The sequence below is a fragment of the Ferriphaselus amnicola genome, from assembly GCF_000974685.2.
In the GTDB taxonomy this organism is placed as follows: Bacteria; Pseudomonadota; Gammaproteobacteria; order Burkholderiales; family Gallionellaceae; genus Ferriphaselus; species Ferriphaselus amnicola.
Genome location: NZ_AP018738.1, coordinates 2,507,655 through 2,524,338, shown reverse-complemented (window position 1 = coordinate 2,524,338; position 16,684 = coordinate 2,507,655). Strand labels below are relative to the sequence as shown.

General features: G+C 59.1%; 16 protein-coding genes. 10 read left to right on the top strand and 6 right to left on the bottom strand.

All coding sequences use genetic code 11. The features are described from left to right. Positions 1–3: 3 nt before the first annotated feature. Positions 4–2,052 carry a methyl-accepting chemotaxis protein gene (locus OYT1_RS12510; RefSeq protein ID WP_062626507.1) on the bottom strand — a complete coding sequence of 683 codons (2,049 nt, stop codon included), beginning with the start codon at positions 2,050–2,052 and terminating at the stop codon, positions 4–6. 201 nt (positions 2,053–2,253) lie between these two features. Here OYT1_RS12510 and OYT1_RS12505 point away from each other — a divergent pair, with 201 nt between their 5' ends. Both OYT1_RS12505 and OYT1_RS12500 read left to right on the top strand, forming a co-directional pair. Next, positions 2,254–2,574 (top strand): DUF2288 domain-containing protein, encoded by a 321-nt coding sequence (locus tag OYT1_RS12505; protein WP_062626508.1) that lies wholly within the window; start codon positions 2,254–2,256, stop codon positions 2,572–2,574. A gap of 2 nt (positions 2,575–2,576) precedes the next feature. Then, positions 2,577–3,005 carry an EamA family transporter gene (locus tag OYT1_RS12500; RefSeq protein WP_062626509.1) on the top strand — a complete coding sequence of 143 codons (429 nt, stop codon included), beginning with the start codon at positions 2,577–2,579 and terminating at the stop codon, positions 3,003–3,005. Here OYT1_RS12500 and OYT1_RS12495 read toward each other — a convergent pair whose 3' ends face one another. Both OYT1_RS12495 and argA read right to left on the bottom strand, forming a co-directional pair. Further along, positions 3,006–3,278, bottom strand: a complete 273-nt coding sequence (locus OYT1_RS12495) for an oxidative damage protection protein (protein ID WP_062626510.1) — start codon at positions 3,276–3,278, stop codon at positions 3,006–3,008. It lies immediately after the preceding gene. 40 nt (positions 3,279–3,318) lie between these two features. Then, a complete protein-coding gene (gene argA, locus OYT1_RS12490; protein WP_062626511.1) occupies positions 3,319–4,647 on the bottom strand; it encodes an amino-acid N-acetyltransferase in 1,329 nt (442 codons plus the stop codon). An 82-nt stretch (positions 4,648–4,729) separates the two neighbouring features. Here argA and OYT1_RS12485 point away from each other — a divergent pair, with 82 nt between their 5' ends. From OYT1_RS12485 to OYT1_RS12470, 4 genes are all read left to right on the top strand, one after another. Next, a complete protein-coding gene (locus OYT1_RS12485; RefSeq protein WP_172588559.1) occupies positions 4,730–5,134 on the top strand; it encodes a hypothetical protein in 405 nt (134 codons plus the stop codon). 94 nt (positions 5,135–5,228) lie between these two features. Then, positions 5,229–6,479: a TolC family protein gene (locus OYT1_RS12480; RefSeq protein ID WP_062626513.1), complete on the top strand. Its 1,251-nt coding sequence runs from the start codon at positions 5,229–5,231 to the stop codon at positions 6,477–6,479. Then, positions 6,476–7,777, top strand: coding sequence for an efflux RND transporter periplasmic adaptor subunit (locus tag OYT1_RS12475; protein WP_084611971.1), 1,302 nt, complete (start codon positions 6,476–6,478; stop codon positions 7,775–7,777). The genes OYT1_RS12480 and OYT1_RS12475 overlap by 4 nt, the downstream gene beginning before the upstream one ends. Further along, positions 7,767–11,045, top strand: coding sequence for an efflux RND transporter permease subunit (locus OYT1_RS12470; protein ID WP_062626514.1), 3,279 nt, complete (start codon positions 7,767–7,769; stop codon positions 11,043–11,045). Before OYT1_RS12475 ends, OYT1_RS12470 begins: the two co-directional genes overlap by 11 nt. A 42-nt stretch (positions 11,046–11,087) precedes the next feature. On the opposite strand, the gene OYT1_RS12465 is transcribed toward OYT1_RS12470, so the two are convergent. From OYT1_RS12465 to OYT1_RS12455, 3 genes are all read right to left on the bottom strand, one after another. Continuing rightward, positions 11,088–11,297 (bottom strand): hypothetical protein, encoded by a 210-nt coding sequence (locus OYT1_RS12465; RefSeq protein ID WP_062626515.1) that lies wholly within the window; start codon positions 11,295–11,297, stop codon positions 11,088–11,090. 76 nt (positions 11,298–11,373) lie between these two features. Then, entirely contained in the window at positions 11,374–11,565 is a 192-nt protein-coding gene (locus OYT1_RS12460) for a tautomerase family protein (protein WP_062626516.1), read from the bottom strand. Between the two features lie 14 nt (positions 11,566–11,579). Then, the gene (locus OYT1_RS12455) at positions 11,580–12,323 is read right to left on the bottom strand and encodes a 16S rRNA (uracil(1498)-N(3))-methyltransferase (RefSeq protein ID WP_062626517.1); all 744 of its coding nucleotides are present in this window, start codon (positions 12,321–12,323) and stop codon (positions 11,580–11,582) included. A 70-nt stretch (positions 12,324–12,393) separates the two neighbouring features. Here OYT1_RS12455 and OYT1_RS12450 point away from each other — a divergent pair, with 70 nt between their 5' ends. Genes OYT1_RS12450 through OYT1_RS12435 form a run of 4 tightly spaced genes read left to right on the top strand, consistent with a single transcriptional unit; the run spans position 12,394 to position 16,611 of the window. Then, entirely contained in the window at positions 12,394–12,951 is a 558-nt protein-coding gene (locus tag OYT1_RS12450) for a thioredoxin family protein (protein WP_062626518.1), read from the top strand. Beyond that, on the top strand, positions 12,948–13,763 hold the full coding sequence (locus OYT1_RS12445; RefSeq protein WP_232013189.1) for an inositol monophosphatase family protein: 816 nt from the start codon (positions 12,948–12,950) through the stop codon (positions 13,761–13,763). The genes OYT1_RS12450 and OYT1_RS12445 overlap by 4 nt, the downstream gene beginning before the upstream one ends. A gap of 14 nt (positions 13,764–13,777) precedes the next feature. Beyond that, positions 13,778–15,151, top strand: coding sequence for a Trk system potassium transporter TrkA (trkA, locus tag OYT1_RS12440; protein ID WP_062626520.1), 1,374 nt, complete (start codon positions 13,778–13,780; stop codon positions 15,149–15,151). Beyond that, a complete protein-coding gene (locus tag OYT1_RS12435; protein ID WP_062626521.1) occupies positions 15,151–16,611 on the top strand; it encodes a TrkH family potassium uptake protein in 1,461 nt (486 codons plus the stop codon). Before trkA ends, OYT1_RS12435 begins: the two co-directional genes overlap by 1 nt. Positions 16,612–16,684 lie beyond the last annotated feature (73 nt).

The following is a 16,684-nucleotide window of genomic DNA, read 5'->3' as shown; positions in this document are numbered from 1 at the left end:
ACATCAAATCTTGAAATGTCCGATCGATTGGTCCAGCGAGTGGGCGAGTTGCTCGAGTTTAAGCACGACGGCGCTGACTTCATTGACAGCAGTGCTGGTGGCTTCAGACATCTGTGCCACGCGCTCGACGTTGACGGCGATATCACGCCCTGCTTCGCTTTGTTGTTTTATCGAGTCGGAAATATCTCCCATTCCTTGCAAAACCCGCGTTGCACCACCGTTGATGCCGATGATCGCGTCGTCGGCCTGACCTGCCAAGGTGGTGCTGTGCTGCACCATTTCGACAACTTGCCCCATCTCAGTGACGGCAAGGTGTGTGCTGTCATGGATCTCATGGGTCATATTGGCGATCTCTTGGGTCGCGTTGGCCGTTTTCTCGGCGAGCTTACGCACCTCATCGGCTACGACGGCGAAGCCTCGTCCTTGTTCTCCGGCGCGCGCGGCTTCGATCGCGGCATTCAGTGCCAGCAAGTTGGTCTGGTCGGCAATTTCCTTGATCGCTGTGACGATGCTTTGGATCTGCGTCGATTTATTACCTAGCTCTTGAATGGTCTTGGCAGCACCCATGAGCGCTTTGCTCGTTGTGCCTAAGTCATCGACTACTCCCTGTACGATCTTTCTGCCGCTGTCTGCAAGCTTAGAGGAACCCTCGGAAATATCGCGCACGCTGGCGGCATTCTCTGCGACCTGATCGATGCTGACTGACATTTCTTCGATTGCCGCAGCCATGTTGCTGGCGGATTCGACTTGTTGATTGGCACTGTCTTCCACTTGAGCAACCGCCTTAGCCAGTAGTCGGGCGCGTTCTTCGATAGCTAGGGTGATGGTACCGTTTTGATCAACCAGCGCTCCCAGCAGCACTTTGGCGGACTGCACCGAGCAGAGGATCTCACCCATCTCGTCACGACCGTCGATGTTGACTGGGGAACTCATGTTTCCGTTCACCAAAGATTCTAGGTGCTCTTTGATTTCCGCCACGGGGCGAGTGATGAAATGACGGATGATCCAGTGGGTGAACAGGAACAGTGCTAGTTGCAGGCACAGTTGCCCCACGACAAGTTTGGTGATGATGGATTGGAATTGTCCAGTCTCTTCGCTCAGATCAATTTCGATGATGGACGCACCGTTGACACTGCCTACCTCGACTTGGTGACAGGCAAGACAGTCGGTTCCATGGAAGTTGCGGCTGGCCAAATAGGGTGTGATTAAGCGAAACACAGGCTTTCCGTTTTGCTCAGCGAGTTCTTCGAACGGCACTTTGCTTGCTATCACCTGCTTTTCGAGGTCGGAGTTTATGTGCTCCTCCGGCAAGCCGGCACCGAATTGTTTGACCACTTGCTCGGTACGCACCAATCGTAATCCGATTATGTGGCCAGAACTGGAGATCTTGTTTAGCAGCATCTTCCGATTCTCGGGGTCGCTGATTTGCCCAGTCACCATCAACATGTTGGCGCCGTCGATGACCTGATTGGCGATACCGCTGGCGCGTTTACTGGCCTCCTCTACCATCTTGTCGTGCATATTCTGCCCGATGAATATGCAGCACAAGCTCAGTAGAACCAGCAACACGGGCTGGATAAACAAATGCAGCTTGGTCTGTAAAGGCAAATTGCTGAACCACCTAGATAAGGAGAATCTTTGCTGTGGCAGGGTGCTGGATTTAAGCAGGGATTCGGCCGCTAGGATCTCGGCCTGTGATGCTTTCCGGCGTAAGGATAAGTACCCAGTGATTTCGCCGTGGTCAAGTATCGGAGAAATGGTGGCTCTTACCCAATAGTGATCACCATTCTTGGCGCGATTCTTGACTACACCCCGCCACGGATGACCGCTCTGAATGGTTTTCCAGAGATGGGCAAATGCCCATGAGGGCATGTCTGGGTGTCGAACGATGTTGTGATTCTGCCCGAGTAACTCATCCAGAGTGAAACCGCTGATTTCAACGAATGCATCATTAGCATAGATGATGTTGCCCTTAGGGTCGGTTTTGGTGATAAAAATTGCCGAGTCTGGGTAATCAATCGCATGCTGTGTTACGGGCTGATTGTTCTTCATCGTTATATCTCCCTAGCCTAGAACATTCGGCAACCAGCTACTCTGGGGCAAAATATCCAAGATGTGTCTCGGGGCTATCGTCCAGACAGGGACGGAACTTTAGCAGCCAGCGAAATTAATTCGTGTCAGCGTCGCTTGGCGACCAAGATCGCTTACGGTTTGGTATCCTGTTACCGAGTCAATGAAAAAGAGAAGAGAGCGATGGAGCAGTCAATACAGAACAACCCGCAACAAGAAATCTACCGTGCCAAGGTCAATTTGGACACCTCTACCATTCCTTGGCGGGAGTTACAGCGTTTCTTCGCCAGCGGTGCGGCGATCGCAGTTTCAAAAGATCTTGATCTGGTTGAAGTGGCATTCCAGATTTCCGATGACAACAAGGCGCAGGTCGAACAATGGATGCAGGCTGGGCAGGTGGGCCAAGTGACCGACGAGCAAGCGCTGACGTGGTACGAGGCCGATGCCCATATGTGGGCGGTGGTCATTAGTCCCTATGTGCTAGTGCAGGAAATGGCGGATTAACTATGCACTTTGCCCAGTCTTGGCAACTGCTCGCGCTTGCTTCAGCGGTATTCGCAGCGATGACGGCGATCTTGGGCAAGATCGGCGTGGCGCAGATCAACAGCGACCTCGCTACGTTCATCCGTACCTTGGTGATCCTGTTGGTGACGGCGCTGTTGCTGACCGCGCGCAATGAATGGCAAAAGCCGGAAGGCGGCAATTGGCTGGGCTGGGCGTGCCTGATCGCCTCGGGTGTGACGACGGGACTGTCGTGGCTGTGCTATTTTCGCGCCCTGCAACTTGGGCCTGTTTCGCAGGTCGCACCGATAGATAAGCTCAGCGTGGCGCTGGTGATCGTGGTGGGCTGGGTGGCGCTGGGCGAAGCCGTCACGCTCAAGACCGCCTTGGGCGGTGCGCTGATCGTGGCGGGTTCGATACTACTGGCTTGGTGATTAGCCCTTCTGCGGCACAAAACCTTCCGGCATTGCTACACCGGAGCCGAAGAAGTAATTCTCCATTTGCTGTGCCAGATACTTGCGGGCATTGGCATCAGCTAGGTTCAGGCGGTTTTCGTTCACTAGCATAGTCTGGAATTTGATCCAGCCTTGCCAAGCTTCTTTGGATACATTTTCAAAGATGCGTTGTCCCAATGGGCCGGGGTACATTGGGCGCTCCAAGCCTTCAGCTTCACGTCCCAGTTTCACGCAGTTCACCATTCTTGCCATGTTGCTCTCCATTGATTCGTTGATTTCGGGTGCGCAGATTTTACCGGATATTCTTGACGAACACCTTGGAGCGGCGCTGATAGTTGTACAGCTCCTTCTTCTGCGCGGGCAGTTGCGATACCTCGGCTTCCTTGAAGCCGCGTTCGATGAACCAGTGCGCGGTGCGGGTGGTCAGTACCACCAGCCGCCGTAGTCCGAGTGCTAGCGCTTCGGAGGTGATGTGCTTGAGCAGCGCATCGCCATAGCCATGACGACGGCACGAGGGTTGCACCGCCAGACAGGCGAGTTCGCCTGCTTGCTCGTCGGTGAACGGGTACAGTGCGGCGCAGCCGATGATGCGGTGGTCATGCTCCAGCACCACGAATTTCTCGATCTCGCGTTCCAGCAATTCGCGCGAGCGGCGCACCAGAATGCCGTCCTCTTCCAGTGGTTGCAGCAGTTGCAAAATGCCGCCGACATCTTCGATGGTGGCATCGCGCAGGGTGTTGAGCGTAGTCTCCACTACCATGGTGCCGATGCCTTCGTCGGTGAACAGCTCTTGCAACAGCGCGCCGTCGGTGTGGCGGCTGATGAGGTGAGTACGCGCTACGCCGGCTTCGCAGGCGCGCACGGCGCAAGGCAGGAACAGCGCGGCATCGTCGGTGAGCGGCTGGCCGGATGACAACACCGCGCTGGCTTGGCCTACGGTGAGGTCGCGCAGCAGCACGCCAGTCGCGTCGAACACGCCATCGGTATCCATCATGAACACCAGCTTGTCGGCATCCAGCTCGACGGCGACGCGGGTGGCGACATCTTCCAAGGTGAGGTTGAACACCTCGCCGGTGGGCGAGTAGCCGATCGGCGACAGCAGCACGACTTCGCCAAACTCCATGCGGTCGCGGATGGCCGCGACATCGACCTTGCGCACACGGCCAGTGTGTTGCAAGTCCACGCCGTTGATGACACCAATGGGTTGTGCGGTGATGAAATTGCCACCGGCTACGCGGATGTCGGCGTTAGCCATAGGTGAGTTCGCCAATCCCATCGATAGCAACGCTTCGATCTCAAAACGCACCCGCCCGACGGCCTCCTTCACGCACTGCATGGTGGCGGCATCGGTCAGGCGGATGTTATGGTGATAGTGGTCGCCGATGTTGCTTTTCGACAAATGCTGCTCGATCTGGGGACGAGCGCCATGCACCAGCACTAGCCGGATGCCGAGAGCAGCTAGTAAGTTGAAATCGTGCGTCAGCTCAACGAATTTACCATCCGCTACCACCTCGCCGCCGAAGGCGACGACGAAGGTCTTGCCGCGAAAGGCGTTGATGTACGGGGCAACGGAACGGAACCAATTGACGAAACCGCTGCGTCCTGTGGAACTTGCTGGCATGATGGGGTTCTCAGTGGATAGATGATTGCTCTGAATTGTGGCATCGTTTATAGTGAATTGCACTACTTGTGGACAAGACGACGTGGGAATCACACAACGCACGATGAAATGGCTGGCTCGGCTGATGCTGGGGCTGGTGCTTTTCGGCCAAGGGGTCGTGGCGGCGAACGCCTGCGTGACGCCCGATGCCAGTGCGGTCCATGCGTTCTCTTCGGCTACGGTGGCGGACGGCATGGCGATGGATTCCTGCCATGAGCATGAAGACCAACTCCCTAACGCCAATGCCTGCCTGTCCCACTGCACGCAGTCTGACCAGATCAGCGCCGACCAGCATGTTGTGACGCTAGCGGCACCGGTCAGCGTGGCGGTGCTGGTAGTGCCACAACTGGAAACACTGGCGACCAGTTTGCCTAAAGCTCGATTTGAACCTCTCGCTTTCAATAGCGACCCTCCCATCCCCATCCGTTTCTGCACGTTCCTGAATTAGCATGCCCGCGCGGCTGAGGCTTCCGCTGTTGTGGAACACTGTCGCGCACTGATTTTCTGTCGCCGTTTGGCGTGGTTTTATTTGGAGAATCGATATGGGCAACTCAATCAAACTAATCTTTCTGTCGCTGCTGCTGACGCCATGCGCATGGGCGGATGACACTGTTCCTGGTGCGACGCTGAGCAGCCTGTTGCAATGGCTGGAGCAGGATAGTGCCGAACTGGCCGCCATGCGGCACGAAGCGGCGGGCGCGGCACAACGTGCGGAGGCCGCGGGCGCGCTGCCTGACCCCAGTCTGCGTATCGAATGGGCAGGACTGAATCGCAGCGGCGTGCCGTTCGACCCGAGCCGGACAGACGGAACCAAGTACACCGTGTTACAGCCGCTGCCCGGCTGGGGCAAGCGAGACGCACAGAAGCAAGCGGCGCAGGCCGGAGCGGTGCTGGCCGAAGCGCAACAACGCGCGGTAAGTGCCGAGTTGCGGGCGCGGGTGACGCTGGTCTTTACGCAGTATTACCAGACCTATCGTGCACTTGCGCTGAACGCGGAGCTAGGCAGTTTCACCGACAGTGCTGCCAAACTGATGCAGTCGCGCTATGAGACGGGCGCGGCGACGCAGCAAGAGCTGGTGCGGGCGCAACTGGAACAGGCCGCGCAGCAATCCGAGCGATTGCAACTACAAACCGATCTGGCGCAGGCGCAGGCGCGCATCAACGCCTTGCTGAATCGTTCCGCCAGCGCACCCTTGCAAATTCCGCAAGCCTTGTCCGTACTGCCCAGCGCTGCCAAGTTGAACGAAGCCGACTTGGAGCAACGACTACGAGCAGCCAACCCACAACTGGCCGGACAGGTAGCGCAGACCGACCTGGCCCAGCGCAACGTCGAACTGGTACAACGCAACCTAAGCCCGGATTTCATCCTCGGCATCGCCCCAGTGCAACGAGGCAACGGCATCCGCAGCGTGGATGCGATGCTGGAATTCACCCTGCCGCTGCAACGTCTTGCCCACCACGCTCACCAGAATGAAGCGGGCGAGATGCTAGCTGCCAGCCAATCACGGCAGCAGGCCGTCGAGACCCGCTTGCTGGGCGAGCTACGAGAGCATCTCTCGGCTTTGCAAGGTGCGCGGTCGCAGCAGGAGCTTACCCATCAGCGCATTTTGCCATTGGCAGAGCTGGCGTTCAAAGGTGCATTGGCAGGGAATCAAAGTGGGCAGGTCAATTTTGCCACCTTGCTGGATGCTCGTCGCCAACTGCAAAAAGCCCGGTTGGACGAGCTCAACGCAGAGGTCGCCCAGCAGATACATCTGGCGGAGATCGAACGCCTGATCGGAGAACAGCTATGAGAGCCACATCTTTACTTGCTGCTGTCGTCGCGGTCACTCTCGCTGGCAGCGCTGGATACTTCTGGGGCAAGCAGCAAGTCCCCGTCGCGGAAAAAGTCGCTGCGCCTGCCGAGCGCAAGATCCTCTACTACCGCAACCCGATGGGCTTGCCCGATACCTCGCCGGTGCCCAAGGTGGACGGCATGGGCATGGACTATGTGCCGGTGTACGCCGACGAGGCGACCACGCCCGGTACGGTGGTGCTGAGTCCTGACAAGGTGCAGAAGCTGGGCGTGGTCACCGAGGCGGTAGCGCTGCGACCACTGGCGAGCAGTCTGCGCAGCACGGCGGTGATCGAGGTGGACGAGCGCCGCCAGCAACTCATCGCCCCGCGCTTCGAGGGCTGGGTGCGCCAGTTGCACGTCAACGCCACCGGTCAGGCGGTGCGGCGCGGCCAGCCGCTGCTGGAGGTGTACAGCCCGGAACTGGAGAGCGCGCTGCGCGAATACCAGTTGGCGCAGGAATCCGGTCTGGCCGACCTCGCCGCCAGCACCCGCCAGCGCCTGCGCAACTGGGAGATCAGCGACGACGACCTCGCCCATCTCGCCCACGGCATGGCCAACCGCGTGCTGCGTTCGCCCATAGACGGCGTGGTGCTGGAGAAGCGCGCTCTCAACGGCGCACGCTTCGCGGCGGGCGAGGTGCTGTACCGCATCGCCGACCTGTCCAGCGTCTGGGTGCAGGCCGAGGTGGCCGAGCAGGATCAGGGTAGCCTGCGCGTCGGCCAGTCCGCCAAGGTGAGTCTGGATGCCTATCCCGGCGAGGTGTTCAGCGGCAGGGTCGGCTTCATCTCGCCAGTGCTGAACGCGCAGACCCGCACCGTGCAAGTGCGTGTCGAACTACCCAATCCGCACGGCAGACTGCGCCCGGCGATGTACGCCAAGGTCGAACTCGCCACCGGCCAGGCTGCGCCGGTGCTGGGAATCCCGCTCTCGGCGGTGCTGGACAGCGGTGTGCGGCAACTGGCGCTGGTGCAAGTGGCGGAAGGCCGCTTCGAGCCGCGCGCAGTGAGGCTGGGGCGGCGCGACGGGGAGTTCGTCGAGGTGCTGGATGGCTTGGCTGAGGGAGAGCAGGTGGTGACGAAGGCCAACTTCCTGCTGGATGCGGAGAGCGGGTTGAGGGCGGCGCTGGGGAATGCGACCCTCGCCCCCGCGTCCGCCAGCGAAAGTGGAGAACGGGATGTGGAACATCGCTCAACCTCGCCGACGAAACCCGCCTCATCAGGGAGCGAGCACGCGGAGCATCAACATGCTCAATAATCTCATCACTTGGTCCGCCCGCAACCCGCTGCTGATCCTGCTGGCGACGCTGGCCATCGTGCTGGCGGGCGCTTATGCCGTCATCAAAACGCCGCTCGACGCGCTGCCCGATCTTTCCGACGTGCAGGTGATCGTCTACACCGAGTTCCCCGGACAAGCGCCGCAGGTGGTGGAGGATCAGGTGACTTATCCGCTCACCACGGCGCTGCTGGCGGTGCCCAAGTCCAAGGTGGTGCGCGGGTTTTCGTTCTTCGGAGCGTCCTTCGTCTACGTCATTTTCGAGGACGGCACCGACATCTACTGGGCGCGTTCGCGGGTGCTGGAGTATCTCAATCAGGCGGCAGCGCGGCTGCCGGGCGGGGTTACGCCGACGCTGGGGCCGGATGCGACCGGGGTGGGCTGGGTCTATCAGTACGCGCTGCTGGCGAAGAACAAGACGCTGGCCGAGCTGCGCAGTTTGCAGGACTGGACGCTGCGCTACCCGTTAACCAAGGCGCAGGGCGTAGCCGAGGTCGCGTCCCTCGGCGGTTTTGTGAAGCAATATCAGGTTACGGTCGATCCGCTCATGTTGCGCGCTTACGGCATCCCGCAGGCGCGGGTGGCGCAGGTGATTCGTGACTCCAACCGCGATGTCGGCGGACGCACGCTGGAGATGACCGAGACCGAATACATGGTGCGCGGACGCGGCTATCTGCGCGGCGTGGCCGATCTGGAGATGCTGGCGCTGAAGAGCGAGAAAGGTGTGCCGGTGCTGCTGCGTGACATCGCTCGGGTGGAGCTGGTGCCGGACGAACGGCGCGGTCTGGCCGAGTTCAACGGCGAGGGCGAAGTCGCGTCCGGCATCGCACTGGCGCGCTACGGCGAGAACGCGCTCAAGGTCATCGCCAACGTCAAGCAACGGCTGGGCGAGATCGCCGCCGGGCTGCCGGACGGCGTAAGTATCCAGACGGTGTATGACCGCTCCGAGTTGATTGAGCGCGCCATCACCACGCTCAAACACACGCTGCTGGAAGAAGGGCTGATCGTGGCGCTGGTGTGTCTGGTGTTCCTGATGCACGCCCGCTCCGCGCTGGTGGCGATCTTGATGCTGCCGGTCGGCCTGCTGCTGGCCTTCATCGCCATGCGCGCGCTGGGCATCAACTCCAACATCATGAGTCTGGGCGGCATAGCCATCGCCATCGGCGCGATGGTGGACGCGGCGATAGTGATGATTGAGAACGCGCACAAGCATCTGGAGCGGTTGGAGGCAAACCCCTCCCGGCCTCCCCTTGTCAGGGGAGGAGTCAGCGCACCCTCCCCTGACAAGGGGAGGGATGGGGAGGGGTTTGCGCCCGAGGCACTCTCCAATATCTCAAATCCTCCCTCGCTCCCCTTTTCCCAAGGGGGAAATGTGTCGTCGCTTGGAGACAGGGCGCAGGCCATCCTTGCCGCCGCCCGCGAAGTCGGCCCGGCTTTGTTCTTCTCCCTGCTCATCATCACCGTCTCTTTCCTGCCGGTGTTCACGCTGGAAGCGCAGGAAGGGCGGATGTTCGCGCCGTTGGCGTTCACCAAGACCTTCGCCATGGCGGCGGCGGCTTTGCTGTCGGTGACGCTGGTGCCGGTGTTGATGCTGTTGTTCATCCGGGGGCGCATCCGCCCCGAGGCGGAGAACCCGCTCAACCGCGTGCTGATCCGCGCTTACCGTCCGATGATCGCCTGGGTGTTGCCGCATCAGCGGGCGACGCTGCTGGGCGCGCTGGCCGTGCTGCTGGTATCGGTGTATCCGGCCAGCCGATTGGGCAGCGAGTTCATGCCGACCTTGAACGAGGGCACGTTGCTGTACATGCCCGCTTCGCTGCCGGGCATGTCGGTGACGCAGGCGCGCCAGTTGTTGCAGACGCAGGACCGCATCATCAAATCCTTCCCCGAGGTGGAGTCGGTGTTAGGCAAGGCGGGACGGGCACAGACCGCTACCGACCCCGCACCGCTGGAGATGTTCGAGACCGTCATCAATCTCAAGCCGCAGGCCGACTGGCGACCCGGCATGAGCACCGACAAACTGATCGCCGAGCTGGATGCGGCCTTGCAGTTCCCCGGCGTAGCCAATGCCTGGACCATGCCGATCAAGGCGCGGCTGGACATGCTGGCCACCGGCATCCGCACGCCGGTCGGCATCAAGGTGTACGGGCGCGATCTGGCCGAGCTGGAGCGGCTGGCGCGGCAGGTGGAGGCGGCGGTGCGCAAGGTGCCCGGCACGGCCAGCGCCTACGCCGAGCGGCTGACCGGCGGCTATTACCTTGACATCGAGCCGGACCGGATGGCGCTGGCGCGTTATGGCCTGAGCGTGGGTGAGCTGATGGACGTGATCGCCAGCGCGCTGGGCGGCGAGACCGTGACCACTACGGTGGAAGGCCGCGAGCGCTACGGCGTGACTGTGCGCTACCCGCGCGAACTGCGCGATTCGCCGCAGCGCATCGCCGCCGAAGTGCTGATCGCCACCGTGCAGGGTGCGCAGATCCCGCTTGGCCAGTTGGCTCGGGTGGAGATCGTGCGCGGCGCGCCGTCCATTCGCACCGAGAACGCGCAACTGGCGGCCTACATCTACGTGGATACACGGGAGAGCGATTTGGGCGGCTATGTGAAACGGGCGCAGGCGGCGGTGGCGACAGAGGTGAAGTTCCCGCCCGGCTACTACGCGAGCTGGAGCGGGCAGTTCGAGTACATGGAACGTGCGGCGGCCAAGATGAAAATCGTCATCCCGCTGACGCTGTTCATCATCTTCGTGCTGCTCTACCTCAACTTCCGCCGCGTCTCCGACGTGCTGATCGTCATGCTGTCGGTGCCGTTCGCGCTGGTCGGTGGGGTGTGGCTGCTGTGGCTGCTGGACTACAACCTGAGCGTCGCGGTGGCGGTGGGCTTTATCGCGCTGGCCGGGGTGGCGGCGGAGACAGGGGTGGTTATGCTGATCTATCTGGAGCAGGCCTGGCAGCGCATCACGGCGCAACGGTCAGCGGAAGGCAAGGTCGCCAGCGTGGTCGACCTCTATGCGGTGGTGATGGAAGGCGCGGTGGAGCGGGTGCGCCCCAAGATGATGACCGTCACCGCCATCATGGCGGGGCTGTTGCCCATTCTGTGGAGCAGCGGCACCGGCTCGGAAGTGATGCGCCGCATCGCTGCGCCTATGGTGGGCGGCATGGTGACCTCAAGCGTGCTGACCTTGTTGGTGATCCCGGTGATCTATTTTGTGGTGCGGAGTAAACAGTGTACCGACGATCGCCAGCCAAAATAAAACAGGCTCCCATCGTGGGAGCCTGTTGCCGTCGCCGAGCGACTACGCTTGTACGTTGATGACGCTGCCTACCGTTTGCCCCAACGTGTTGACGGTGGGCTGAACTGGCTGAGCCGCTACCTGTGCTGCCTTGGCGCGCTTGTCATCCCTATCACCGTCACTCTCTACTTCACGAACGCGCGGAGTCCGAGCCTGCGCTTGGGCATCGGCGACTACGTTGTTGTAGCCGGATGTCACTGAACTGATAGCCATGATGTTTCCTCCTTCTTGAACTTCGCCTTATTGCACCTGTTTCATCGGCTAGTCTTTCGATTTCTTTAGAGAAAATTTACAGTGACTCTTCGTCCAATAACTTACCAGCGATCGCCCAGTTCTCGTCTGCGACTTCGTCGAAAGTGATATAGGTGTAAGCCGCCGGTTTGAGAGCGACGCGCTCCAATGTGTCGGTGAGTTCGGCGGCAATCTGCGCTTTTTGTTCTCGACTCAAAGTTCCCGCGATGCGGATGTTGACGTAGGGCATGGCAATTCTCGAGGTTAATTGTTGAGAGGGGCAAAGTCACCCCATAGGACTTGCAGGGCGGTGATGCTGGCGATCGCGGCTGTTTCGGTACGTAGCACACGCGGGCCGAGTAGGATGGGAGCGAAGCCGGCTTGTTGAGCCATCAGCGCTTCGTCCGGGCTGAAGCCACCTTCCGGTCCGATCAGCAGCATGATGCGTCCCTGTGGTTTGGCATGGGCAGTGAGCGAGGTCGCGCCATCTGGAAGTAGGATGAATTTGGCGCAAGTCTCGTTCTTCACTTGGGCTAGCCAATGGCTGAGTTCCTGTGGCGCATGGATCTCTGGTAATCGGTTGCGGCCGCACTGCTCACAGGCGGCGAGGATCACGCCGCGCCAATGTTCACTGCGCTTCTCGGCACGTTCGGCGGTCAGCTTGGCGATGCTGCGCTGGGTCTGGACGGGCTGGATGCGCGCTGCTCCCAGCTCGGTGGCTTTTTGCACCACCCAGTCCATCTTGTCGCTGCTGCTCATGGCCTGTGCCAGTTCGATAACTAGCGGCTGCTCGACCTCGGGCGGTAGCGGATGCAAACCTTCCAGCCACACGTGCTTGCCGTTGATTTCGCTGATGCGGGCATCCAAGGCGTTGCCCGCGCCATCGAAGATCTGCACTGCGTCGCCTGAGCGCAGACGCAACACTCGGCTGGCATGGTGGGCTGCCTCCGGTGGAAGTTCGCAGCGGTCGCCTTGCGGCAGGGGCGGAGGACAGTAGAAACGAGGCATGGCGGCGACTGGTAGGAATGGGTGGGCGTGATAATATACCGGCCACGGATTCGTTGTCAGGAGTTAAGGAATGGTCAGTTTGCAACCCCCTTTGTGCGACTTTGGCTGGAAGGCGCGCGAGTTCAACCTGCTGGGCATTGATGGTAAATATCACACGTTGGAATCGGCGCGCGGCCCGAACGGTCTGCTGGTGATGTTCATTTGTAATCACTGCCCCTATGTCAAATCCATCCGTGATCGCATCATCCGCGATACGCGCGAGTTACAGCAGTTCGGCATCAATACGATCGCCATCATGTCCAATGATCCCGCCGATTATGCCGAGGATTCGTTCGACAACATGAAACTAGTGGCCGAACAGTACAGTTACCCCTTCCCCTACGTCATCGACGAGACGCAGCAGATCGCCAAGGATTACGGTGCGGTGTGTACGCCCGATTTCTTTGGTTTCAATGCCAAACTCGAATTGCAATACCGTGGACGACTCGATGCTTCGCGCAAGGAAGCGGCGCCGGATGCCGAGCGCGATCTGTTCAATGCGATGCGGCAAGTTGCTCAGACTGGACTAGGGCCACGTGAACAATTAGCTAGTATGGGATGCTCGATCAAATGGAAAGACGAGGTATGACCCGAACCCCCACAGGCATGAGCGCCACGCTCAAAGCGGTGATCGCCGCTGTGAAGCTGGTCGCCTCGGAAGAGATCATGCCGCGTTACAAGAAAGTCGCTCATCAGCGTAAGAGTGACGGCAGTTTGTGTACCGAAGCCGACATTGCCTCTCAGGAGGCGCTAACGCGCAAGTTGCAAGCTATCCTCAATGTGCCTGTGGTGGGCGAGGAAATGGACCGTGCTGAGCAGGAAGCACATTGGGCGCAAGGATTGGAGAGCGGTCTATGGTGCATCGACCCGATCGACGGCACGTCCAACTTTGTGCGTGGCTTGCCATATTTTGCGGTTTCGGTGGCGCTGATTCGCAATGGTCGCAGCGTACTGGGTGTGGTCTATGATCCGGTGGGCGAAGAGGCGTTTGCAGCGGAGCTGGGTAAGGGCGCATTTCTAAATGGTGAGCGTTTGCAGAGCCGAGCTACTGCGCATACGTTATCGGCAGCCTTGGCCAACGTCGATCTGAAGCGGCTGGATACGCGACTGGCGAATCAGATCGCGACTCAACCGCCGTTCAGCTCTCAGCGTAACTTCGGGGCATGTACGTTGGACTGGTGTTACACCGCCGCTGGACGTTTTGATGCCTATCTGCATGGCGGGCAAAAGCTGTGGGATTACGCTGCTGGCTCACTCATATTGCAAGAGGCGGGTGGTCACGCTGCGTGTCTGGAGCATGATGAGTTTGCTCAAGGTCCGGTCTGGCAGCGTTCAGCCATTGCCGCCTTGGATGCGCAACTGTTCGACGAATGGAAAGCTTGGATACGGGCGCAACATTAGTTCAGTAGGAACCCATGAAGATACTCATACTCGGTGCCGGACAAGTCGGTTCTACAGTGGCGGAAAGTCTTGTTAGTGAATCCAACGACATCACGGTGGTGGATACGGATGCTGAGAAGCTGAAGCTGTTGCAGGACAGATTCGATCTGCGCACAGTCTGTGGCAGTGCTTCTCATCCTTCGGTATTGGAGCAGGCGGGCATCGCTGATGCAGATATGCTGCTGGCAGTGACGCAAAGTGACGAAGTCAATTTGGTCGCGTGCAAGCTGGCTGCCAGTCTGTTCAACACACCGACACGCATTGCCCGGATCCGCGCCGCCGATTACCTCAATCGAGCAGAGGTGTTCAGCGCGGATAACTTCTGTGTCGATTTCTCCATCTGCCCTGAGCAGATTCTGACCGAGTACATCTGTAAACTGATCGAATTTCCCGAAGCGCTACAAGTGCTGGAGTTTGCTAATGGCAAGGCTTCGCTGGTGGCGGTACGTGCGTTCCAAGGCGGCCCGCTGGTCGGCCAGCCACTCAGTTTGTTGCGTAAGCACATGCCGCTAGTTGAAACGCGTATCGCCGCGATTTTCCGACAAGGACATCCCATCAGCCCCGAGGGTTCAACGGTGATTGAGGATGGAGATGAGATCTTTTTCATCGCGGCTACGGCCAACATCCGCAGCGTGCTAAAAGAGATGCGTCGCATGGATAAGCCGGCCAAGCGCATCGCCATTGTCGGCGGAGGCAATATCGGCTTCCGGCTGGCCAAGGCGCTGGAGAATAATTATCAGGTGAAGTTGATCGAATTCAATCGCAAGGCCTGTGAGCGCCTCGCCAGCAGCTTGTCCAAAACGCTGGTATTGAACGGCGATGGCACCGACGAGAAATTGATGCAGCAGGAGAATCTTGGCGGGGTCGATGTGTTCTGCGCGCTGACCAACGACGATGAGAACAACATCATGTCGGCGTTGCTGGCCAAGCAGGCCGGGGCGCGCAAAGTGATTTCGCTCATCAATCGCAGTGCTTACGTTGATCTGTTGCAGGGCGGCAAGATCGACATCGCGTTGTCGCCCGCCCAAGTCACCATCGGTTCGTTGCTAGCTTATGTTCGGCAAGGCGATGTTGCCGCAGTGCATGCCTTGCGGCGCGGTGCGGCGGAGGCGCTGGAACTGGTGGCCCACGGCGACCGTAAGTCGTCGTCCGTGGTCGGTCGGCGCATCGATGAGATCGATCTGCCCAAGGGGGCGACCATCGGTGCCATCGTGCGTGGCGAGGAAGTCGTGATCGCTCATCACGATACGGCGATTCAAGCAGAAGACCATGTGATCGTCTTTGTCGTTGATAAGAAGATGGTGAAGAAGGTCGAGAAGTTGTTTCAGGTCAGCCTCGGGTTTTTCTGATGAAGCGGGCGCTTACCGTCATACATGCGCTGGGTTTGCTGCTGGTGGTATTCAGTCTCACCTACCTGCTGCCGCTAGCGACGGCCTTCATTTACGGCGATTCAGCCATGATGACGGACTTTGCGTTGGCAATCATGTGGACTGCTATGGCAGGCGCATTGATGTGGCTGGCGACTCGCCGCTTTAAGGGCGAACTGTCTATACGCCACGGGTATTTGCTGGTCGCGACCATGTGGGCGGCGATGCCCGCCTTTGCCACCATCCCTTTGTTGATGTTGTTACCCGGCCTGTCGTTCACGGATGCTTATTTCGAGACGATGTCCGGCATGACCACGACCGGCGCGACGGTGCTGGTCGGACTGGATAATCTGCCGCCCGCCATCAATCTCTGGCGGCATGAGCTGAATTGGATAGGCGGCTTAGGGATCATCGTTCTCGCAGTGGCAGTGCTGCCGTTGTTGGGGGTGGGTGGTCGGCAGTTATTCAAGGCCGAAACGCCGGGCCCAATGAAAGACTCGGCGCTTACACCCCGCATCGCGGATACGGCACGTAACCTGTGGGTGGTGTACGTGGGCATCACTCTGGCGTGTGTCGGGCTACTGAAATGGGCGGGTATGAGTTGGCTTGATGCCGTCTGTCATTCGTTTTCCGCAATGGGCTTGGGTGGTTTTTCTACACATGATGCAAGCATAGGCTGGTTCGATTCGCCGCTCATCGAGTTCATTCTTATCGTGTTCATGCTGATCGCGGTGCTGAACTTTGCCACGCATTTTCTGGCGTGGCATGGCAGGACGTTCAAAGTGTATCTGCGTGATGCGGAGGCCGTGGGTTCGCTGGTGTTGATTCTCACTAGTTGCTTGGGTATTGCTATTTTCTTGTGGTGGCAGGGAGTTTATCCAGAGTTTGGAGTTGCCTTGCGTCACGCCACCTTCAATCTGGTTTCGATTGCCACAAGCTCAGGATACGCGAGCGTAGATTACGCACAATGGCCCATGTTTGCGCCGATGTGGATGATGTTCCTCACTGCGATTGCTGCGAGTTCCGGTTCGACGGGGGGCGGCATCAAGATGATGCGTACGCTGGTGTTGGTCAAGCAGGCCGGACGAGAATTCCTCAATCTCCTGCATCCGGCAGTGGTGAATCCGATGAAAATCGGCGGTCAAGTGGTGCCTAATAGCATTGTGTTTTCTGTGCTGGGCTTTATTTTCTTGTATTTCATGACGTTGGCGACGTTAACGTTCATATTGCTGATCAGTGGGCTAGACTTTATCTCATCACTGACCGCGGTGCTTGCCTCGGTCAATAATTGCGGTCCAGGATTGGGTGTCGTCGGGCCAGCTAGCAATTATCAAGGTTTATCCGATTTCCAGACATGGGTATGTACCTTTGGCATGTTGATCGGTCGGCTGGAGATATTCACCTTGTTGATCTTGTTCACCCCTGCTTTCTGGCGGCGTTAAAACGGTTCACAAGCAGGTCGAATTGAGATATTGTCTGCGCCCTGAAGCTGACGCAATCTGGGTCTATTTATAA